25 protein-coding genes are annotated in these 18,723 nt (G+C 46.4%); 11 read left to right on the forward strand and 14 right to left on the reverse strand.

The window, feature by feature from the left end; all coding sequences use genetic code 11:
* Nucleotides 1-10: 10 nt before the first annotated feature.
* A complete protein-coding gene (locus NYG90_RS03040; RefSeq protein ID WP_285256494.1) occupies nucleotides 11-418 on the forward strand; it encodes a hypothetical protein in 408 nt (135 codons plus the stop codon).
* A 23-nt stretch (nucleotides 419-441) separates the two neighbouring features.
* Here NYG90_RS03040 and NYG90_RS03045 read toward each other — a convergent pair whose 3' ends face one another.
* The 11 genes from NYG90_RS03045 to NYG90_RS03095 form a co-directional block, all read right to left on the reverse strand.
* On the reverse strand, nucleotides 442-1,245 hold the full coding sequence (locus NYG90_RS03045) for an MnmC family methyltransferase (RefSeq protein ID WP_285256695.1): 804 nt from the start codon (nucleotides 1,243-1,245) through the stop codon (nucleotides 442-444).
* Between the two features lie 60 nt (nucleotides 1,246-1,305).
* Nucleotides 1,306-2,751, reverse strand: a complete 1,446-nt coding sequence (gene guaB / locus NYG90_RS03050; protein WP_285256493.1) for an IMP dehydrogenase — start codon at nucleotides 2,749-2,751, stop codon at nucleotides 1,306-1,308.
* A gap of 26 nt (nucleotides 2,752-2,777) precedes the next feature.
* Nucleotides 2,778-4,118, reverse strand: coding sequence for an Asp-tRNA(Asn)/Glu-tRNA(Gln) amidotransferase subunit GatA (gene gatA / locus NYG90_RS03055; RefSeq protein ID WP_285264670.1), 1,341 nt, complete (start codon nucleotides 4,116-4,118; stop codon nucleotides 2,778-2,780).
* A gap of 107 nt (nucleotides 4,119-4,225) precedes the next feature.
* Nucleotides 4,226-6,172, reverse strand: coding sequence for a hypothetical protein (locus tag NYG90_RS03060; protein ID WP_285264671.1), 1,947 nt, complete (start codon nucleotides 6,170-6,172; stop codon nucleotides 4,226-4,228).
* Nucleotides 6,172-7,191 carry a tRNA dihydrouridine synthase gene (locus NYG90_RS03065; RefSeq protein ID WP_285264672.1) on the reverse strand — a complete coding sequence of 340 codons (1,020 nt, stop codon included), beginning with the start codon at nucleotides 7,189-7,191 and terminating at the stop codon, nucleotides 6,172-6,174. The genes NYG90_RS03060 and NYG90_RS03065 overlap by 1 nt, the downstream gene beginning before the upstream one ends.
* A 57-nt stretch (nucleotides 7,192-7,248) precedes the next feature.
* The gene (locus tag NYG90_RS03070; RefSeq protein WP_285264673.1) at nucleotides 7,249-8,418 is read right to left on the reverse strand and encodes an ABC transporter permease; all 1,170 of its coding nucleotides are present in this window, start codon (nucleotides 8,416-8,418) and stop codon (nucleotides 7,249-7,251) included.
* Nucleotides 8,415-9,560, reverse strand: a complete 1,146-nt coding sequence (locus NYG90_RS03075; RefSeq protein WP_285264674.1) for an ABC transporter permease — start codon at nucleotides 9,558-9,560, stop codon at nucleotides 8,415-8,417. The genes NYG90_RS03070 and NYG90_RS03075 overlap by 4 nt, the downstream gene beginning before the upstream one ends.
* 35 nt (nucleotides 9,561-9,595) lie before the next feature.
* Nucleotides 9,596-10,582: an HlyD family secretion protein gene (locus NYG90_RS03080; RefSeq protein ID WP_115010683.1), complete on the reverse strand. Its 987-nt coding sequence runs from the start codon at nucleotides 10,580-10,582 to the stop codon at nucleotides 9,596-9,598.
* A gap of 63 nt (nucleotides 10,583-10,645) precedes the next feature.
* Nucleotides 10,646-11,479, reverse strand: coding sequence for a hypothetical protein (locus NYG90_RS03085; RefSeq protein ID WP_115010682.1), 834 nt, complete (start codon nucleotides 11,477-11,479; stop codon nucleotides 10,646-10,648).
* 9 nt (nucleotides 11,480-11,488) lie between these two features.
* Complete coding sequence (locus NYG90_RS03090) at nucleotides 11,489-12,328, reverse strand: hypothetical protein (protein WP_285256488.1); 840 nt, start codon at nucleotides 12,326-12,328, stop codon at nucleotides 11,489-11,491.
* A gap of 752 nt (nucleotides 12,329-13,080) precedes the next feature.
* On the reverse strand, nucleotides 13,081-13,359 hold the full coding sequence (locus NYG90_RS03095; protein WP_285256487.1) for a hypothetical protein: 279 nt from the start codon (nucleotides 13,357-13,359) through the stop codon (nucleotides 13,081-13,083).
* Between the two features lie 170 nt (nucleotides 13,360-13,529).
* Between NYG90_RS03095 and NYG90_RS03100 the strand changes: the two genes are divergently transcribed.
* Entirely contained in the window at nucleotides 13,530-13,997 is a 468-nt protein-coding gene (locus tag NYG90_RS03100) for a hypothetical protein (protein WP_285264675.1), read from the forward strand.
* Here NYG90_RS03100 and NYG90_RS03105 read toward each other — a convergent pair.
* Complete coding sequence (locus NYG90_RS03105; protein WP_285264676.1) at nucleotides 13,915-14,256, reverse strand: hypothetical protein; 342 nt, start codon at nucleotides 14,254-14,256, stop codon at nucleotides 13,915-13,917. The two genes, NYG90_RS03100 and NYG90_RS03105, sit on opposite strands and share 83 nt — an antisense overlap.
* A 21-nt stretch (nucleotides 14,257-14,277) precedes the next feature.
* Nucleotides 14,278-14,649: a hypothetical protein gene (locus NYG90_RS03110; protein WP_285264677.1), complete on the reverse strand. Its 372-nt coding sequence runs from the start codon at nucleotides 14,647-14,649 to the stop codon at nucleotides 14,278-14,280.
* 74 nt (nucleotides 14,650-14,723) lie between these two features.
* Here NYG90_RS03110 and NYG90_RS03115 point away from each other — a divergent pair, with 74 nt between their 5' ends.
* Genes NYG90_RS03115 through NYG90_RS03130 form a run of 4 tightly spaced genes read left to right on the forward strand, consistent with a single transcriptional unit; the run spans nucleotide 14,724 to nucleotide 16,392 of the window.
* A complete protein-coding gene (locus NYG90_RS03115; RefSeq protein ID WP_285256483.1) occupies nucleotides 14,724-14,861 on the forward strand; it encodes a hypothetical protein in 138 nt (45 codons plus the stop codon).
* 53 nt (nucleotides 14,862-14,914) lie between these two features.
* Nucleotides 14,915-15,115: a hypothetical protein gene (locus tag NYG90_RS03120; protein WP_285264678.1), complete on the forward strand. Its 201-nt coding sequence runs from the start codon at nucleotides 14,915-14,917 to the stop codon at nucleotides 15,113-15,115.
* Nucleotides 15,116-16,225, forward strand: a complete 1,110-nt coding sequence (locus tag NYG90_RS03125; protein WP_285264679.1) for a tyrosine-type recombinase/integrase — start codon at nucleotides 15,116-15,118, stop codon at nucleotides 16,223-16,225.
* A complete protein-coding gene (locus NYG90_RS03130; protein ID WP_285264680.1) occupies nucleotides 16,222-16,392 on the forward strand; it encodes a hypothetical protein in 171 nt (56 codons plus the stop codon). The genes NYG90_RS03125 and NYG90_RS03130 overlap by 4 nt, the downstream gene beginning before the upstream one ends.
* A gap of 6 nt (nucleotides 16,393-16,398) precedes the next feature.
* On the opposite strand, the gene NYG90_RS03135 is transcribed toward NYG90_RS03130, so the two are convergent.
* On the reverse strand, nucleotides 16,399-16,731 hold the full coding sequence (locus tag NYG90_RS03135; protein WP_285256479.1) for a hypothetical protein: 333 nt from the start codon (nucleotides 16,729-16,731) through the stop codon (nucleotides 16,399-16,401).
* Between the two features lie 54 nt (nucleotides 16,732-16,785).
* On the opposite strand from NYG90_RS03135, the gene NYG90_RS03140 reads away from it, so the two are divergent.
* The 5 genes from NYG90_RS03140 to NYG90_RS03160 are packed head-to-tail and all read left to right on the forward strand — an operon-like array spanning nucleotide 16,786 to nucleotide 18,683.
* Nucleotides 16,786-16,920, forward strand: a complete 135-nt coding sequence (locus NYG90_RS03140; RefSeq protein WP_285264681.1) for a hypothetical protein — start codon at nucleotides 16,786-16,788, stop codon at nucleotides 16,918-16,920.
* Nucleotides 16,904-17,041, forward strand: coding sequence for a hypothetical protein (locus NYG90_RS03145; protein ID WP_285256477.1), 138 nt, complete (start codon nucleotides 16,904-16,906; stop codon nucleotides 17,039-17,041). Before NYG90_RS03140 ends, NYG90_RS03145 begins: the two co-directional genes overlap by 17 nt.
* 11 nt (nucleotides 17,042-17,052) lie before the next feature.
* Complete coding sequence (locus tag NYG90_RS03150; protein ID WP_285256476.1) at nucleotides 17,053-17,235, forward strand: hypothetical protein; 183 nt, start codon at nucleotides 17,053-17,055, stop codon at nucleotides 17,233-17,235.
* Entirely contained in the window at nucleotides 17,228-18,397 is a 1,170-nt protein-coding gene (locus tag NYG90_RS03155; protein ID WP_285264682.1) for a phage replication initiator YdaU family protein, read from the forward strand. Before NYG90_RS03150 ends, NYG90_RS03155 begins: the two co-directional genes overlap by 8 nt.
* A complete protein-coding gene (locus NYG90_RS03160; RefSeq protein ID WP_115010592.1) occupies nucleotides 18,390-18,683 on the forward strand; it encodes a hypothetical protein in 294 nt (97 codons plus the stop codon). The genes NYG90_RS03155 and NYG90_RS03160 overlap by 8 nt, the downstream gene beginning before the upstream one ends.
* Nucleotides 18,684-18,723: the final 40 nt, after the last annotated feature.

Consider the following 18,723-nt stretch of genomic DNA (forward strand, 5'->3'; position numbering starts at 1 on the left):
GTAGCCAATAATGTATAACCAAGGATTCTATGCCATTATTTTGATGATCGCCTGTGGGTTTGGGTTTGTCATCTTTGTGTTTGGGTTTTTTATGCGTAGCATATTTGACAAAAAGCCAGCCCCAAAGCCTTTCACACTAAAAGACTTCCGCAAGCTAATCCCAAATGCCAAGACTCAAGATCAAGCCCACGAGCTCATCGAGCAGTTTGTGAAGAAGTTTGGGCTTTTTGCGCCAAGCTCTAGCGATCGCCAAGAATGGCTTGATGTGGTAAAAGAGCTTACAAGCCTTGAAGTCATCGATACAGACAAAGCCGCTGAAGTCCGCGAGCGGCTAAGTGCCAAAAATCCCAATATCAAAAAAGACATATCCGATGCCATAGGGCTAGCACTCAAAACCAAGAAAGATACCAGCACTTAGATCAACACAAAGTGCGCTAGAGACTAAGCGCGCAATCTACTGCCTAGAATCTGCACGGGAGCTTTGCTAAAAATACTTGATTTGCGCTTTATGCTAGTGTGTGTGCTAGTGGGGTATAGAGTAGCACAAGCTTGATAGAGTCTATCCATAGTGGCAGGATCTGCCTTATAAGTATAGGCGTGTAGCCCTACTTGCGTGGCGTTTGTGATGATCTCCTGCCTTGTGGCATAGGTGGTGATGATCCCAGAGTCTTTAAGCAAGCTAGATAGCTTACAAAAATGCTTATAGTCCCATAAACTCGGGCATTTCTCATAGCTAAAGGGATCTTGGTAGATCACATCAAAGCCCATAAAATCGCCATAATACTGCGCTAAGCTTGCGGACAAGTCCGCAAGTAAAACACACGCATCACCCCAGAGTATTTGCAAAGATACATTATGTGCTATGCGCGCTTGCCTACTAGAATCCAGCTGGGCTACAAGGCTAGAATCTAGCGCGTGGATTGTGCTAGCAAGAGCTAGATTCTGCCTATCAAGCTCGATAGAGATGATACAAAACTCTAGCGTCTCAAACGCGCTAAATAGGCGTGAAAGCAGGGCGTTATACCCAAGTCCAAAGCAAAGATCTAGAATCCATATTTGTGCCTTAGGGGCTTCTTTTGGGGGTTTGGCTTTTGTGGCAAAAGTGGATTCTAGGGTAGCCCACACAGGTGCTATATGCTTCCCTAGCTTTTCGCTAAAGGCACCCTCACCCATATTGGCATAATGCTCGCCAAACTCCACGCTAAAGGCATTGAGAGAGCCATCGGCACTTGGGGTAAGCTCCATTGCCTGCAAACTTAGCCCAACCCTATCCTAAAAATCTATCCCTAAAGCTTATCCCAAATCTTATCCGTGATAGTTTGGTGCTTCTTTGGTGATATCTACATCATGGACATGGGATTCTCTAAGTCCAGCAGCAGTGATTTGCACAAACTCCGCCCTCTCCCACAGGCTTGGGATATTTGCCGCCCCTAGATAGCCCATAGAGCTACGCAGTCCCCCCACAAGCTGGTGCAAAACATCGCCGATTTTCCCACGATATGGCACACGCCCTTCAATGCCTTCAGGCACAAGCTTATCTTGCGCGGTGCCTTCTTGGAAGTAGCGATCAGAGCTTCCCTTACTCATAGCACCAATGCTCCCCATACCGCGGTAGCTTTTATACTGCCGCCCTTGGTAAAGCACCAAATCGCCGGGGCTCTCTTCTGTGCCAGCTAGCAGGCTACCTACCATCACGCTAGAAGCCCCCACGGCGATAGCTTTAGCCACATCGCCAGAATACTTAATCCCACCATCAGCGATGATTGGCACGCCCATTTTCGCCCCCACTTCCGCACAGCCAGCGATCGCAGAGACTTGGGGCATACCCACGCCTGCGACAATCCTTGTCGTGCAGATACTGCCCGGACCAATGCCGACTTTCACCGCATCGGCTCCGGCTTTGATTAGGTCTTGCGTGGCAGCTGCGGTTACGACATTGCCCACGATCACATCAATTTCATAGTTTGCTTTAATGGATTCTAGGGTGGCGATGATATTTTTAGAATGCCCGTGCGCAGAGTCAAGCACCAGCACATCAACCCCTGCTTCAATGAGAGCTTGCGCTCTATCAAGCTGCCCCGCGCCGATCGCCGCTCCCACACGCAAACGCCCTTGCGCGTCTTTGTTGGCATTGGGATATTCTATGCGCTTTTGAATATCTTTAATGGTGATGAGCCCTTGCAAGATATTGTTGCTATCGACTATGGGGAGCTTCTCTATCCTGTGTTTATGCATAATGGCTTTGGCTTCATCAAGGCTTACGCCTACATTGGCGGTAACTAGGGGCATTTTTGTCATCACATCGCTGACTTTTTTGCTTAGATCATTTTCAAAGCGCACATCGCGATTGGTCAAAATCCCTATCAAAAGCCCCTTTTCATCAACCACAGGCACCCCGGAGATTTTGTAATTATCCGTGATGACTTTGGCATCAGCTAGCGAGCGATTTGCTTGGATAGAGATAGGGTTGGTGATGACACCGCTCTCGCTTTTTTTCACCTTATCAATTTGCTCTACTTGCAAGGCTTGGGGCATATTTTTATGGATAATGCCAATGCCCCCATAGCGCGCCATAGCAATGGCAGTCTTATACTCTGTAACTGTATCCATAGCCGCAGAGACAAAGGGGATATTAAGCGAGATATTGCGCGTGAGCTTGGAGCTTGTATCCACTTCTTTTGGCAGCACTTCAGAAAATGCTGGGATTAGCAAAATATCTTCAAAGGTTAGGGCTTTTTGCGCGAGTTTCATATCATCTCCTTTGCTGTGGATTGGGCTTAGGCGAGCTGGGATTCTAGCCCATAAGCGCAGTCAAGCACGCTTTGCTCTTCAAAGGCTCTGCCTAGCAGCTGCATACCGATAGGTAGCCCTTGAGACTCGCCTACAGGCAGGCTAATGGCAGGCAGTCCCGCTAGATTTACCCCAATGGTGTAAATATCGCTTAGATACATTTCAAGCGGACTTTGTGATGCGCGGAATTTAGGCGCGATACTTGGAGACACAGGCGATAGGATAAGATCGGCTTGCTCAAAGATCTGGGCATATTGTTGCTTGATAAGGGAGCGCATTTTCTGGGCTTTTAGGTAGTAGGCATCATAGTAGCCGCTACTTAGCACAAAGCTCCCTAGTAGAATCCTATTTTTCACTTCCCTACCAAAGCCTTGTGAGCGTGTGTTGATGTATAAATCTTTGAGTCCGCTAGAATCTACGCGATTGCCATAGCGCACACCATCAAAGCGCGCGAGATTGCTGCTAGCTTCTGCGGTGCAGATGATATAGTAGGTAGAGATATGCAAGCTTGTATCAAGCATTGTGGCTGGGACTATGGTATGCCCGCTTTTTTCTAGGAGCTTGATCGTATCTTCATACGCCTTAGCAATTGCCGGATCAGCATCTTTTAGGAAGTCATTTAGCACTGCTATGGTAAAGCATTTATCCCTATCAAGCTTGGAGAAGCTCTGTAATGGCGGGAGCTTGGCACTTGTAGAATCTAGCTCATCATAGCCACTAATGGCATCAAGCAAAATCGCGCAGTCTTCTACATTTTGTGTGATGGGTCCTATGCAATCAAGGCTTGAGCTATATGCCACTAGCCCATAGCGGCTCACGCGCCCATAAGTAGGCTTAAGCCCCACACAGCCGCAATACCCAGCAGGCTGGCGGATAGAGCCGCCTGTATCACTCCCAAGCGCGGCGATCGCATAGCCCCCAGCCACTGCTGCGGCACTGCCCCCAGAGCTGCCGCCGGGCACGCGCGTGGGGTCTTTTGGGTTTTTGGTGCGTCCATAGCAGCTAGATTCTGTCGTGCTGCCCATAGCAAACTCGTCCATATTCGCCCGCCCAAACGCGCTCATACCATTAGCACGCAAGCGCGTGATCGCCGTGGCGTTATATGGCGCGACATAGCCTTGTAGGATCTTGCTCGCACAAGTGATCTCCCAGCCTTTGACATTAATATTGTCTTTGATCAAAATTGGCACGCCGCTGTGATTATCGCTAGAAAAATCAATATAGGCATTAAGCTCGATAGCGGCTTGGGATTTTGCCTTGGCTTCTAGGCTGGACTTTAGAGCTTGCTGCTCTTCTTTAGGGAGAGATAGGGCTTGGGCTAGTGTCATAGGTATCCTTTGGATGGTCGTTGTATATGATAGATTGTTTTAGCTGGATTTTGTGCGGCATTATAGAAAAAAGTAGCTTATATATCGCTTGTTAATGTGCTTGCAGCCTAGAAGCTTAGGGCAAAGCGCAAGAACCATTCCTTGTCTTTTGTGCTGACAAATTTCTGCCTAAGCAAGCTCTCGCTCCACGGGTCATCTTCTCTCACTCCGCCGACACCATAAAGCCCATTATTTGGGTCGTATTTAGTGTGGTCAAAATGCGCACCATTATAGCCATACCACCGCTCTTGCGCGATAGGGTAGTAGGAGATTTTATAGCCAAAATCTATGCGAGTAAAGCGTGAGAGATATATGCTTGCCCCAAAGCGCATAAACCCTCCACTACCCGCGGCAAAGAACGCATCAGCCCCATTGCTTGCCTTGCCTTTAGCAGCAGCTTGGTTGTGCCAAGTTTTGTTATTAGGATCGCCTTGGGAGAAGCGCGCGAACTCCGCCCCCCCACCGATAAACCCCCCCACCTTAAAATACGCAAGCCGTGATCCCCAGAATCCACTTTTAAGCCCAAATCCTAGCCACCGCTGCAAAATCGTATCTATGGGGATATTAAGCATTGCATCAACCCCTAGAGAGAAGCTCAAATACCGCCCATCTTGCGGGGCGATGTCATTAGAATCTGGTGTGTCTTGGAAAGTGAAAGAGTCTTCGACTTTGGTGTTTGGTGTGTTTGGATTAGTGCTATTGCCTAGGATTAAGATCCCGCATTTTTGCTGCTTTTCTGCTTCGCTCCAAGTTTTGCTATTTTGTATGCAAAGATTATAGGCTTCTTGCAGATTATTGGTGCTTCTATCGCGCTTATCACTGCCTGCAATCTTACTCCCAAGCGAGCCGCTGCGGCTTGCCACCTCGCCAAAGAGTCTAATGCCCACAATGTGAAACTTGTCAAAAAAGTATTCCGCGCCAAGCTCTAGGCTAGAGCCTGCATTAAGCTGCCCAGAATACTCCGCGCTTGTGGTATCGCCGCTGCATTTTTGATTAGGGCAGGTGGCGACTTCCTTGCTCATACTTTGGGTGTTGTGCGTGTGGATAGAGCTTGAAGAAGTAAGCCCAAAGCCAATGTAGGGGTGCAAAATATCGCCAAACACCCACGCGCTAGGACTAGGCTTGTAGAAAAAGCTAGAATCCTGCGCACCAAACTTGCCTAGCGCATTATCGCTAATAGGCGGTGGGGTGTCTATTAGTGTGGTAGCGGGATTAGCGGGAGGATTGGCAGGCTTTGGGGCAGGTGTGGAGATGGGCGTGGTGGTGTGTGTGGGATTGTTTTGCAAAATCGTGCGTTTTGGCTCTTTGGATTCTGGTGCGGCGTGTAGGGGTGCAAAGGCTGCTAGTAGGTATAGGGCAAAGTATATTGCAGTCGTTTTGCTTGTTGGGGGCGTTGGCTTTTTGCGAAAAAGCGGGGAGTTTGCCTTTTGTTTGTGCGATAGCCCACTAGGCTTATCTCCGCACAAAAGGCTGCACAACCCCGCTTTTTCACTAAAAATCCTGCCGCCTGCGGCTTGGTTTGTTGGGGGCGTTGGCTTTTTGCTAGAGGATTCGGCTTTACTAAAGAAACCTGCTTCGGCTGCGCCTTGCACCGCTTCGCTTGTTTTCTCATCGCAAATCCTAGAATCCACTTTTTTACTTGCGGTGCTTTTTTCTGTCATTGCGAGACACTGCGTAGCAGTGGCGTGGCAAAGCGTAGCTTCTTTAGAAAACAAGGGATACCGCTCGGCGTTAGCCGATGTTTCTTTAGAATCCATATTTTTTGCGGTAGCAAAAATGGCGTTTGTATAAAAAATCCTAGAATCCACTTTTTGTAATTTCTGTATTTTTTGCGTTTTTTCGGCGTTGTATAAAAAAGTGGATTCTAGGGCTTGTGTCTTTGTTTGTATGGATTGCCACGCTTTGCTTCGCAAAGCTCGCAATGACGATAAAAAAGCTTTATTACTAGAATCCACTTTTGAGATTTTTGCGACTTTTGTATTGTCGTTGCTAGGATTCTCGTTTTGCCACCGCATTACACGCTTCTTTTGTTGAAATGCACAAGCTCCGCGCTTCCCCACTCTAGCGCACTTGTCGCAAAAAACTCTTCAATACTCTGTCGCATTTCTATGGGGCTTGTGATGGTATTTACCACATTGCGGAAAGCACTTGCGCCCTCGTGTCCCTTGGCATAGGCGTGGAGATTTTTTCTAAACATCACCACACCCCTATCGCCGTAGAACTCCACCATCGCATCAAAATGCTCTAGCACTAAGTCCTTTTTCACCATTGCAGGAAGCGCGGTGGTGTTATGGCGGATCTGCCAGAAGATCCACGGGCTAGTGAGCGCGGCTCGCCCTATCATCACGCCATTTGCGCCTGTTTCTTGCAGGACAGATTGCGCCTTTGCCACAGAGTCGATCTCGCCATTGGCGATGAGTGGGTGGCGCAAGATCTTTTTCATCTGGGCTATGGCTTGGTAGTCGATTTTCTCCTTTTTGTAGCCATCTTTGCGCGTCCTGCCATGCACTACGACAAAATCTATAGGCGCATCATTAAGCGCGTGAGCGATTTCAGTGGGGATCTTCTCATCAAAGCCTAGCCGCACTTTGACACTTGTATAAGGTGTCTTGCTCTGCTCTTTAATGAGTTTGAGCAGCTCTACAAGCTTAGGCAGATCCTGCAAAAGTCCGCTGCCATTGCCGTGATTAGCGACTTTGGGAGCTGGGCAGCCGCAGTTAAAATCCACAATATCAATGCCCTCTTGGGTGTTTAGCACGGCTATGGCTTTTTGGATAATCTCTTGCTTTGAGCCGGCAATTTGCACGCTATAAGGTGTCTCTAGGGGGGATTTTTGGAGCATTTTGAGCGTTTTAGCACTAGAGAATGCAAGCGCGTGGGAGCTTATCATCTCACTCACTGTAATATCTACGCCAAAGCGTTTGACCACCGAGCGAAAGGGCAGATCCGTATAGCCAGCAAGCGGGGCTAGAAAGAGCTTAGTGCTAGTAAAATCTAAGAGTGGTTTAGAATAGAAGCGCACATTTTTCTCCATTGCTACTGCTATATTTGAATTGCTTTGGGGGAAATGGGATTATAGCATAAGCTATATTTATGGCTTCTTGCATAGTAGGCGCGCTTGTTTCTGGCGTTTGTGTAGCACAATAATGCTCGCTACAAAGCACAGCCCAAATAGCCCAAATAGCGCGAAAAAATGTGGAGCCACACTCGCAAAGCTCGCGCCCATTTGATTTAGGCTGATAAATCCTCTAACGCCGTGATAGGCGGGGATCATAACGCTTAGATCTTGCAAAAATTGCGGTAGTAGCTCACTGGGCCAAATAAAGCCCAAAATAAACACCAAAGGCATAGAGGAGACAAAGATCACTTGCGTAGGCAAGCTCTCATCTTCTAAGCTAACCCCCAAAAGCACGCCGCTAGCCACACAGCTTGCGATAAATATAATCGCAAAGCACCAAAAATCACTCAAGCTTGCGATATGACTCACCCCAAAAAGTGGGAAAAGCACCCCAAAATACAAACCAAACAGCACGCAATAAATCCCTGTGAAAGCTAGGATTCTAGCACTTACGATCTTCCACGCACTAGCGTAGTTGCTATAATGCTGCAAGGCTTGGTAGTCTTTTTTAGCAGTTGCGCGGATGCGGATTCTGTTTTGATACGCGCTTAGGATACCGCTGCCTGCTATGGCAGTTTGGTGCAGGATAAAGACTAGCACCGCGGCTAGGGCGTAGTTGGTATAGCCTAGGCTTGGATTGTATAAAGGGATAGCCTGCAAGCTCACAAGCTCTGTATCAAGCAAATTTGGGTCGCGAGCTTTTCTTAGCTCATCGCTTAGCTCATCGATTGCCTTATGCACGCCCTCTGCGATCGCCCCATACACGAGGAAGTAAGAGGCATTGCCCATATAGGATACGACACTGCCAATGCCCTTTTTCGCGTTTGCTTCAAAGCCTTTAGGGATATAGAGCGCGCCATCAGCTTCAAAGCTCTCAATCAACCACTTAGCTTCATCAATGGAGCTAACCTCACGCACTAGCGCGATTTCTCTTGTGCTGCTAACAAGAAAAATCAGCCGCTTTGATAGCGCGCTAGAATCTTCATCAATGATGACAAGTCGCTGCTTGCGGACAATATCATTCATATAAGGCATAGGATAGAGCAGTCCATACACAAGCGAGCCGATGATCACGACCATTACGACAAGTTTATTGCTAAAAATGGCTTTATACTCTTCTAGCACAAGGGACAAAAAGCTCATAGCGCACTCCGTTTGCCAAAAGGTTTTGACAGAGATTTTGACAGAGATTTAATGATAGGATTACTGCTAAAAAGTCGCAGATGATAGATCATAACCCCAAGGGCTAAAAAGAGCAAAAACCACAGCATCTCCCCTATAATCCCAAGCCCAAAGCCCACGCTCCCGTCGTAGTTTGCTTGCTGGATATATAGCTCCATATAGTAGGATATGGGCAGAAATTTACTCCAAAAAAGCGCGAAAAAATTCATCGAAGCTTGCGGGTAAGTAACCCCGGCAAAAGCCAGAGAAGGCGCAGTATAGATAGCCACAAAGCCAATAGCCTTTTTCATATCAAGCAAGATAGATTGCACAAAGACTACCACAGCATTCACACACGCTACAAGCAGTAGCGTCCCTGCCACAAGTAGCAAAAAGCTCCCCCTAAGCTCATAGCCTAAGTTTTGCAAGAGCGTTAGCATACATACCCCCCAGAATCCAAACACAAGCGTATTAAACCCATAGCGCATAAACACGCTAGATACACTTGTGGGGCGATTTTTGAGTAGGTGGATCATCGCTAGCGCACTTAGGATTTGTAGCATACAGGGCAGCAAGAGTGTAAGCATAAATTGCGCGTAGTTGTTGCTGGCGTTATACAGGGGGATAATTTGTGAAAAAATCGGCATAGACTTGCTAATGGCAAGTTGTAGATTCTCATCTTTAATCAAGTTTTTCGCACTCCATTGCTTGGCATTGAGCGTGCCTACTACTTGTGTGAGCGCAGTGGCGATAGATTTGCCTATAAGCACAAATTGCGCATTGTAGTAGAGTGTGATTTGTGCATTGATAGAGCGTTTGAGATTGGACTCATAGGAGTGTGGGATCACCACAAGGGCATAGATCGCGCTTGTGGCTAAATCTTGCTTGGCTGCTTCTATACTTGGGTAGATGTGCCTTATATGCACTGCCGCAGAAGAATCAATCATAAAAAGAGCTTCCTTGCTAGAAGAGCTTTTGTCAAAATCCACTGCCCCTATGGCGAGATCTCTTGGTAGCGATGCCATAAACACCGCATAGATAAACCACGCCAAAAGTAGCGGCAACACCACATAAATAAGCAAAAGCACAATATGGCGCGAGAGATAGAGCCAAAATTGCCGCAATTTTTTGAAGAAATATGCTTGCATAAAAGTGGATTCTAGTTGGGCTCTAGGCGCACAATCGCGCTATATCCTATGCGAAACTCCCCGATATGCTCTAGCGGCTGTGCTTCTATCTCAAAGCTGCGCAAATCATAGCCCTTAGAGCTAGAGGTCGCCCTCCAAGTGGCAAAGTCGCCCAATGCCGCTACATAGCGCACCTTAAAGCGCACATCTTTTTGCAGGGCTGGGACAAACGCGCTAAATTCACTCCCTACACTAAAGCGCGGAAGATACTCTTCTGTAACGCTAAGATTAAGCCACGCTTGTGTGTTATCCACAAGCATAACCACAGGAAACCCTGTGGGACTTAGCTCACCCTCGCTTAAGAGAATATTGCTTACTTCTGCGGTGGCTGGGGCATAGGCTTGCATATCGTGGATATAGGCTTGCACTTCATCAAGCTGCCCTGCTGCGGCAAGCTCCTTTTGCTTGGCGGCGACTTTTGTCTCGTGGCTCGCGCCATCTAGGGCGATTTTATACTGCTGCAAGGCGGTGTTTTCGGCGTATTTGGCGTTTTGGTAGGCTGTGTAGGCTTCATCGCGTCTTTGCAAGCTTACTACGCCGTTTTTGTATAGATCTTGTATGCGTGTGTAGGTCTTTTCTGTAAGCTCGCGCATAGCCTTGGCACTATTATACATATCCTTTGCGGAGATGATTGTCTCTACTCTAGCTCCTTTGTTAGTCTCTTGGGATAGGGCTTTAGCAGCCTCATAGCCTGCTTTTGCTTGCTCTAGCTTTGCTTGCACCTCTGGGGAGTCGATAGTGAAGATCAAATCCCCCTTTTGCACCTTATCGCCCTTTTTGACCAAAATCGACCCCACACGCCCAGCAAGCTTAGAGCTTACGCTATATTGCTTGGCTTGGATTTGCCCTTGGATAAGCTGTGGCTTAGGCTGATAGGCTTTGTAGAAGCTTACAGCAAGCCAAATTAGGAGAAGAAGAGAGAGGGCGGCGATGAAGCTGATTTCGACATATTTTTTCATTCATTCTCCTTAAATAAATTTAGCTTTGGGCAAGCAGTGTGCGCAAAATTTGTAAAAGGCACGCTAAAATCCAAAGCTATATTGCAAAAATACCCTATGCGTGCTGTTTTTAGGCTCATAGAGAGTAACTGGCTGCCCTGTGTAGATACTCCTTATGGGCGCGCCTTGTGCTGCTTCTATACTCCAATACTCATACACAAGCCGCACAGAGCGCATACCCCCATCTTTTGTCAAAAAGTTTGCCCCGATATATCCCAAAGCCCCAAAGCCATCGTGCTGCAGCACGCTGTAATTATCCATAAAGCCAAAGCGTGTGGATTGGGAGAAGTGATTGCCAAAGATTAGGTAGCGATAGCCGCCACCATAGCTAAGGGCTAGAGTTTGCGAGATCTGGCTATGTCCTTCAAGCTCTATGGGGAGATATAAATAGCCCTGATACCTTAGCATTGAGATGATTTCGGTGCGATTTGCGTGGTAGCTCACACCACTTTGCAAAAAGAGCGAGCTTGTGGGCAAAAAATGCAGAAGATCATAGCCCACCCTTAGCTCTACATCGCCAGCGAGTGCGCCCACAGGCTGCCTTAGTGCTTTTCCATTTCTGTCTTTATTATCTGGGTCTAAGATCCCGCCGGTGTATTGCCCTAGCGCGTAGTTAAATCGAGCGGTAGCATCAAGCTTTAGCCCAAAGCTAGTAACATTGCCAAGCTGCCCACTAAGCCCAAACATCGCCGTATCCATACGCATAACACGACCGCCATTTCTGTCTATCTCGCCATAGTGATAGTAGCCTGTGTAAAATCCTAGCGATGAGTAGAATCCACTTTTATAAACTAGCCCTTCCGCGTAGCCTGCCGTGCAGAGAGTCGCAAGTAGTATGCCTTGTAGTATATATCTCATCATTACCTCCTAATATCCTATACCTAATCGAATGCCGACATAGCCGAGATTGGAGCGCGGATACGATAGCACAGCTTCTGCGCTGGGCTTGACGCCGGGCTCTTGGGTATCTGGCGGATTGCCCACGAAAATGCCTTTTGAAGCTCCAAAGCTATAATACTCCGCCACCAAAGTGCCAAAGAAATACAACTTAGGCGAGGCATAATATCTCCCCCCAAATTGCAAGCGCAAGCCATAGCTGCCATCTATGGGAAGCATTCTTTTATCTTTTTCACTGATGGTAACTTGCGTGGCTTGATCGAGTGCTATGTCATAGGCTAGAAGATACTCTATGGCTAGGGCTGGGGAGAGCCGCACATCACCGCGCAGCTCGATAGGTATATACACCGCCATTAAGGGCATATTGAAGCTTGTATTTACCACGACATTGGAGTAGATAAGCTCCTTTAGCCCTGTGCCAAGATAGAGCGGCTTGTCATAGCTGCGGCGGATTAGATGCCAGCCAGCATACACATCTAACCCCACAAGGAAGTTAATATCCCCCACCGGTCGCACGCTCATAAGATCCTGCATACCTTGGATCATATAGTTATCCAAATTGCCATAGCTCGCGCCAAATAAGGCATCAATCCCAAAGCCCAAACCAAGCTTTGTCGTGTAGTCATAGCTTGCAAATAATGCTTCGTGTAGCCCAGAGGTGCTGGCATTCGCGCTGGAGTGCCATAGCCCTGTGGATTGTATGGCTATTTGTGCGTGGGAGCCTCGCTTTTTAGGCTCATTTGCCAGCGCGAAAGAGCATAGAGCCACGCACACTATCGCTAAAATTTTTGTCTGTATTTGCATTTTCATTCACACTCCTTGTATCACCAAGCTTTAGGAATGGGCATTATGCATAAAAAATATTTAAACAAACTTAGAAACCGCAATGCCTAATCTATCTCAAACCCCCTAGAATCCACTTTTTAGGGGTGCGATGAGATTTAGGGGGTGGATTTGGGGGAGGGCTTGGGAGAGTGGGGCGAGTATGTCAAGGCGTGCGAAGCACCTTATATACGCAAGATAAGCGCGTGTAGTCTTAAAGGATTTTAGGAATTTCTGCGAGATTTGGGGGGGTCAAAGCCCCAGCCACCTGTGCCAACTCTGTGCCAAAGATGTCAAAACTAGTGCAAAAAGGCTAAACAAGGCAAAAGCAACGCTATCTAAACCAAGAAGCTACTAAACCTAAACCACTAAGCCAAACCTAAGGCTAAAAAGCGCAAATCTAGCTACCTCTAAGCAAGAGCTGCCCAAAAACTACACTGCATAAGTCAAACTACCAAAAAGGGAAACGCGATGACGATAAAAAAGCGGATTCTAGTATGGATCGTCAAAGAAGCTACGACACGCTACGCGGTGCAAAAGCTAAAAAAAGCTTAAAGCAAAACTACAAAAGCCAACAGCTAACACCAAAAACCACTAAAGCTACAACCATAAGACAAGCCTAGCGATGTCAAAACGCAAGCATAATGGGATACTGCGGATAAGGTGGAACTGAGCCAAAGCGCGTAGGAGTGAGCTAAACACAATCCAAAACGCGCTTTGCGTGGGGGGCTATCAAAAGGCTATAAACTTTGCTGAAAATCGCGGCGTGTGTGGTGTAGCTTAAAAGTGGATTCTGGGTTAAGTCTATGGATCGCCGCGCGGATAAATCCGCTCGCGATGACGGCGTGGCTTGCTTCTAAGATTCTAAGAATTGCGGTGGGGCTGGGCTTGCTTTTTAAGGGGTAGTAAAGCACGCCAAACAAAGCACCGCGCTGGATTCTAGTTGCAAGCAACGCCAAAAATCTAAACGAGCAAGCAAAGGATTCTAGGATTTGGGTGATTAAATCGGGGCTTTGCAAGGCGAGCGCGGAGATAAGACTAGTGGTCTATCGCACAAGCAAGCCGCAGCAATCCACGATTCTAGCCCAAAAGCCGAATCCTCCAAGCCCAAAAGCCACCGCCAAAACTAGTTTTGACTATCAGCTCTCAAATAACACGACTTAGCGACACCAACTTTAAAGGAGATTGTATGTGTAATTTAGAACGACTAGATTTGAAAGTGAAAACCCTAGAGCAGCATTTAAACGATGATTTTCAAGTGGAGATCATAGATCAAAATGGCGATGTCTTTGTAACGCTAGATAGCACGACAGAAGCCAAAGCCTACTTAAAAGAGCTAGAGTCTATGCCAAAGGCGCGGGCGCAACTTTATCAGCTAGGCTTTAAAAAGCTAAAGGTCAGGCTAAAGCTTGATGATGTGCTTAGCGTGTGTGTGGCGTATCTGTGGCTTGATCAGGGTGGGATAGTGCGGATCGATGAAGAGTGGTGGGAGTTGCGATCGCAGGTAGAAAACTACATACCTAGCGACTGGGGCTGGCTTGTGAGTAGCTATCTGCGTGATTTTGTGCGATCGCTTAAATGCTTAGATAAGGCGTGGAGGAGTCAAAGGGCGGCGGCGTGTGGGGGGGATATGCCCTTTTACCTAGGAGGTGTGTAATGTGGCTGGTGGATTCGGCTTTGCGCGATAAAGTAGGGAGTTTGTGGCTCGCGGCGTCGATAGACGCTCGAGTCTTATCTCCTTGCTCGCCACTGCACAACCCTACTTTCTCATCGCAAATCCTAGAATCCAGCGGCGTTAGAATCCAAAACGCCTTTTCTATCATCGCGAGCAAGCGCGGTAGTGCTTGCGTGGCGATCCATACTAAAAAAGCGGATTCTATGGATCGCCACGATTTTGCTAGCGCAAAATCTCGCAATGACAGAAAAGTGGATTCTAGCTACCAGCGTTGTGTGGGTAAAGGTGGATCAAAGGGCTTGGTTTGGTCTTTTATGGATTCTAGGGTTTGCTCCTGCTTTTCTAAGTCTTTTTTCAAGGATTCTAGGGCTTGGCTCTGTAGCTCTTGCTTGGATTTAAGCTCTTGCAGGGCTTCTAAAATAGGAGTGAGATCGTGGGAGCTTTTTACAATTTTGCTATCTATTTCATCAAGCTTTTTTAGTGATTTTTCATCGTGCATTGGTATATGCAAAACAAAAACACGGAAGCCCAAAACTCTCAACAAAACATTCAAAATAACCAAACCGCCTAAGCCTAAAAAGATCCCAAAAATAACGCCATTTAAACAATTACTAAAATCTAAAAGTGCAGTCATAAAAACTCCTTGCAGTTGGATTTTAGAAATTATATCACTCAACGCGAACTTTAAATTTTACAAAGGAGGTTCAAATGCTTGAAATGTTTCAAAGCGATTGCTTTTTGATTGGTGTTAAGCTGGGAGTTGCGATCGTTATTGTGTGGGCTATTTTAGTCAAAGCTACGGATATGTGGCGACATAAAAAGCTCTTAAAAAATTATGATGATTAGTTATTTGCTAGCGCAATTTATGGATCGCCACGCCTTGCAGAGCAAGGCTCGCGATGACAGAGAAAGCGGATTCTAGGGAAACGAGAAGCGCAACAAATCTACACAAGCACGCAGGCGGAAGGATTTTGAGGCTAGAATCGGGGCTTTGCAAGGCGAGCGCGGAGATAAGGCTGGTTGCCTATCGCACAAGCAAGCCGAAGCAATCCACGATTCTAGCCCAAAAGCCAACGCCAAAACCAAACAAAGGAGATTAAATGGACAATCTACACATTAAAAAATCGCACATAAGAGATCGCAACGGCATCGCCTATATCGACTGCAACACCAGCCTAGGGCGGCTGCGCTTTAGCTCTGGGGAGCCATATAAGCAAGAAAGCCTAGCTGATATAGCAAGCCGTATAAAAGAGCTTTGCATAAGCTTCTTACAAGGGCAAAAGGCAAGCCTAAGGGCTGTAAGCACTAGACAAGAAAACCTAGCAGATATACAGACACTAGGGGAGAGCTTCTTGCGCACTCGGTGTGGGCATTTAAAGCCTCAAAGCTTGAAGCGATATGAAAGCCACCTAAGGCTAATCGCCCAAAAAATCCCCTATGAAATAAGCCTGCTAAATCAAGCTGGCTATGAGCAAATCGTGCGCGATATGGCAAAGGAGCACATTGATATGCTAAATCGCCTTATCGCCTATGCTAAGGAAGCTGGCGTGCTAAGCACTAATATCATCGTAAAAAGGCATAGAAAGCTAGCCCTAAAAGAGCCAGATATAAAGCCGCTAAATTTACAAGAGGCAGAAGCGATGCTAAGGGCGTGTGAGAGCCTAGCAAGAGATGATAAAAAGTGGCTAGAAGTGAGAAACTACCTAGGCTTTGCGATCTTTAGCGGAGCTAGGCTAGGAGAGATCCTAGCCCTAGAGGTAAGCGATATAGATCTAGAAAATGACAAGGTCTATATCTGCAAGTCAAAAGAGCGGCTAAGAAATGTCATAAGCACCACCAAAACAGGAAAAGCTAGGTATATCGATCTACTAGAAAATGCCAAGCTAGCCCTGCAAAGTCAAATCGCTTTAAGAGCGACTCTAAAGCGCAAGCATAATCGGCTTTTCACCCTTGATGAAAAAGAGCTAGCAGTCCGCTGGAAGCAAGCTTTGGCGATGTGTGGGCTAGAAGCTCGCGTGCTGTATCAAACGCGCCATAGCTTTGCCACGATGATGTTAGTAAATGGCGAAGAGCCTTTATGGATAAGCGCAATGCTAGGACATAGCTCGCTGCATACGACCTTTACTCACTATGTGAAGTATATGCCGCAAAAACGATCAAGAGGAAAGTTCGTGGATTTTAGGATTCAGCTTTGCGGGATAAATCAATGATTCTACGGCGCGGGCTTGCTCATTATCGACTAGATAAATCCCTGCGCCCGCGCCTTGAAAACATTGATTTCTCACCGCAAATCTTAGAATCCTGCGGCAGACAATGCGGTAGAGAAAACGGCGGACAATCGGCAGAAAGGAGCAAGAATGAAAAAAGTGGATTCTAGTAAAAATCAAAATCTCTCAGTTGGGAGTAGCTCACGCGGCGGCTGTGTGTTGCGCTTAATGTCATCTAGGGTTTTTAATTTGTCGCTTATGGATTGTAGTAATTGCGACTCTTTTTCTATGTGTGGATTTTTTAAGTCTTTTAAATCTTGCTGCATAGATTTTACAAGGCTCAAAAGCTCATTGTCTTTTATGGGTATATGCAAAGCAAATGGCTTTAGTCCCAAAAGCTTGCGGCATAAATTGATAATCGCAAGACCGCAAGCCCCTGCGATAAAACCCCAAAAAAACCCTGATAAAAAAACAAAAGACTTCACAAAAATTAGCACCATCTCTTCCATACTATCTCCTTGCAGTAGTTGGGGGGATTATATAACAAAAAAGGAGAATAAAAAATGAGTTCAGTAGAAGTGGGAGCATTTTTTTTAGCTGGGATTATTTGTGGCTTTGTGTTGTTTGTGTGTATAGCCATTGGGGTTTATATACGGCAGCGACAATATGAAAGGAGCGAGAATGAAAAAACTCTTTGACTACTTAAGAAACGCCTATAAAAGTATGAGTGCTAGGGTGTGGCTTTTGTGGAGTGATTATGCTGTGTTTGTGGCTCTGGGAGCTGTGATATACGCGCTAGTTTTGCGCGAGATTTTATAAAGGAGTGTGAGATGATACTAATTTTTGACTGCCCTTTTTGTGGGCGTGAAAATGAAATAACCACCAAGCTAGAAAATGAGTTTGACTACCTAGAGCAAGATGAGATCAAAGAGCTTGGGTGCGAGTGTCAAGAGTGTGAGAAAGAGATAGGGCTAGAAATGCTTTTAAGTGTTCAGGAGGTAAGCTATGAGTAAGACAATCTACTACCAAAACAAACAAATCGAGCTAAAGTATGGCAGGATCAATCACCTAATCCCTGCGGATATGTGGCAATGCGGGCTAAGCCTGCAAGCCATAGGCGTGGCAAGCTATATCTACACGCTACCTAAGGAATGGAAGCTAAGTGTAAGCCATATCGCAAAGCAGCTAATGATAAGCCCTAATTCTTGCCGTAAGTATTTGCGAGAGATTTTCACCAATCCTAAAGCGATAAAGGTCTTTAAAGGTGTGGAGAGGGAGGCAAATACCTATGATCTAGAAGAGGGCTTTTATGAGTATCCTTATGTCGATGAACCACAAGAGGTAGCAAACTTCACTTCAAGCGTGGCAAAAGATGTCAGCGTGCCAAGGAAAAGGCGCGTGCTGATCGTGCAGACAGAAACGCAACGCTATTTATTGAATCTATGCTTTGCACGCGGAAAAGTGGATTCTAGTATGGATCGCCACGCGGATAAATCCGCTCGCGATGACAGAGAAATAAGTCAAGAAGCAAAAATAAGGGGATCAAAGGCGGAAGTATTTTGCGATGATTTTGGGGGCTTTCAAGGTGCGTGTGCAGGGATTTATCTCAGCGATAATGAGCAAGCCCGCGCCGTAGAATCCACCAAAAGCGCGCAAAAGACAACGCCTAATAAAAATGCGCAAAATTTGCGCACTATAAAAAGAGATTCTAAAGAATCTCTTAAAGATAGTAGTTCTAAACGCACGCGCGAAAAAGCAAAAGATCTTACAAGCTTTTTAGACTTAAAAGCCTTTAACGAAAAAGAACAAGAAGCCATTAAACTTTGGATCCGTTATAAGCAAGAATCCAGCAAAGCACGATTAAAGCCTAGTCAAATCGACTTTCAACTACGCAAGATACAACGCTTAAAAGAGCAGGGGCAGGATATTTGCGCCGTGATTGAAAAGAGCGTGGATATGGGCTGGCAGGGACTTTTTGCAATAAATACGGATTCTAGCTTTAAGTCTATGGATCGCCACGCGGATAAATCCGCTCGCGATGACAGGGGGGGAGCAAGTCTCGCGAGCGAGAGAAACGCCCACGCCGTAGAATCTACAAATCACACAAAGCTAACGCCCAAAATGCCTAAAAATCTCGGCGGAAAGGCAGTACTAAAGGTGGTGGATAATGCTTAGTGAGAAAATCCACAGCCCCAGCTTTTATTTGAGTGATGAGATCCTAGGCTTTATCCAAGTAGTCGCTACAAGCTATCACATCAGCCGCAGCGAAGTGATCGAGTGGGCGATCAACGCACACCTAAAGCCTTATGACAAAGCCCTAAAACTAGCCACAAGGAGAATCTATGCAAGGAAAGCACCGCAAAAAGTTCAAAATGCGACAAGCAAATATCACAAAGCTAAGAAAGTATGCCAAGAAGCAAAACAAGAGCAAAAACGCCTTTTTGATCCAAGAGCTTACTAGGCTAGCGAAGTATTTGCAAGATACAAATTTATTTTTCACA

It is taken from the genome of Helicobacter zhangjianzhongii (assembly GCF_030249855.1).
Lineage (GTDB): Bacteria > Campylobacterota > Campylobacteria > Campylobacterales > Helicobacteraceae > Helicobacter_B > Helicobacter_B zhangjianzhongii.

Coding starts and splice junctions, on each gene's coding strand:
- NYG90_RS03130 (WP_285264680.1), top strand. CDS start 16,222: ATGATTCTACGGCGCGGGCTTGCTCATTATCGACTAGATAAATCCCTG.
- NYG90_RS03060 (WP_285264671.1), bottom strand. CDS start 6,172: ATGCGGTGGCAAAACGAGAATCCTAGCAACGACAATACAAAAGTCGCA.
- NYG90_RS03120 (WP_285264678.1), top strand. CDS start 14,915: ATGACAGAGAAAGCGGATTCTAGGGAAACGAGAAGCGCAACAAATCTA.
- NYG90_RS03125 (WP_285264679.1), top strand. CDS start 15,116: ATGGACAATCTACACATTAAAAAATCGCACATAAGAGATCGCAACGGC.
- NYG90_RS03065 (WP_285264672.1), bottom strand. CDS start 7,191: ATGGAGAAAAATGTGCGCTTCTATTCTAAACCACTCTTAGATTTTACT.
- NYG90_RS03040 (WP_285256494.1), top strand. CDS start 11: ATGTATAACCAAGGATTCTATGCCATTATTTTGATGATCGCCTGTGGG.
- NYG90_RS03140 (WP_285264681.1), top strand. CDS start 16,786: ATGAGTTCAGTAGAAGTGGGAGCATTTTTTTTAGCTGGGATTATTTGT.
- NYG90_RS03100 (WP_285264675.1), top strand. CDS start 13,530: ATGTGTAATTTAGAACGACTAGATTTGAAAGTGAAAACCCTAGAGCAG.
- NYG90_RS03070 (WP_285264673.1), bottom strand. CDS start 8,418: ATGAGCTTTTTGTCCCTTGTGCTAGAAGAGTATAAAGCCATTTTTAGC.
- gatA (WP_285264670.1), bottom strand. CDS start 4,118: ATGACACTAGCCCAAGCCCTATCTCTCCCTAAAGAAGAGCAGCAAGCT.
- NYG90_RS03115 (WP_285256483.1), top strand. CDS start 14,724: ATGCTTGAAATGTTTCAAAGCGATTGCTTTTTGATTGGTGTTAAGCTG.
- NYG90_RS03145 (WP_285256477.1), top strand. CDS start 16,904: ATGAAAAAACTCTTTGACTACTTAAGAAACGCCTATAAAAGTATGAGT.
- guaB (WP_285256493.1), bottom strand. CDS start 2,751: ATGAAACTCGCGCAAAAAGCCCTAACCTTTGAAGATATTTTGCTAATC.
- NYG90_RS03135 (WP_285256479.1), bottom strand. CDS start 16,731: ATGGAAGAGATGGTGCTAATTTTTGTGAAGTCTTTTGTTTTTTTATCA.
- NYG90_RS03110 (WP_285264677.1), bottom strand. CDS start 14,649: ATGACTGCACTTTTAGATTTTAGTAATTGTTTAAATGGCGTTATTTTT.
- NYG90_RS03155 (WP_285264682.1), top strand. CDS start 17,228: ATGAGTAAGACAATCTACTACCAAAACAAACAAATCGAGCTAAAGTAT.
- NYG90_RS03085 (WP_115010682.1), bottom strand. CDS start 11,479: ATGAGATATATACTACAAGGCATACTACTTGCGACTCTCTGCACGGCA.
- NYG90_RS03160 (WP_115010592.1), top strand. CDS start 18,390: ATGCTTAGTGAGAAAATCCACAGCCCCAGCTTTTATTTGAGTGATGAG.
- NYG90_RS03150 (WP_285256476.1), top strand. CDS start 17,053: ATGATACTAATTTTTGACTGCCCTTTTTGTGGGCGTGAAAATGAAATA.
- NYG90_RS03080 (WP_115010683.1), bottom strand. CDS start 10,582: ATGAAAAAATATGTCGAAATCAGCTTCATCGCCGCCCTCTCTCTTCTT.
- NYG90_RS03090 (WP_285256488.1), bottom strand. CDS start 12,328: ATGAAAATGCAAATACAGACAAAAATTTTAGCGATAGTGTGCGTGGCT.
- NYG90_RS03045 (WP_285256695.1), bottom strand. CDS start 1,245: ATGGAGCTTACCCCAAGTGCCGATGGCTCTCTCAATGCCTTTAGCGTG.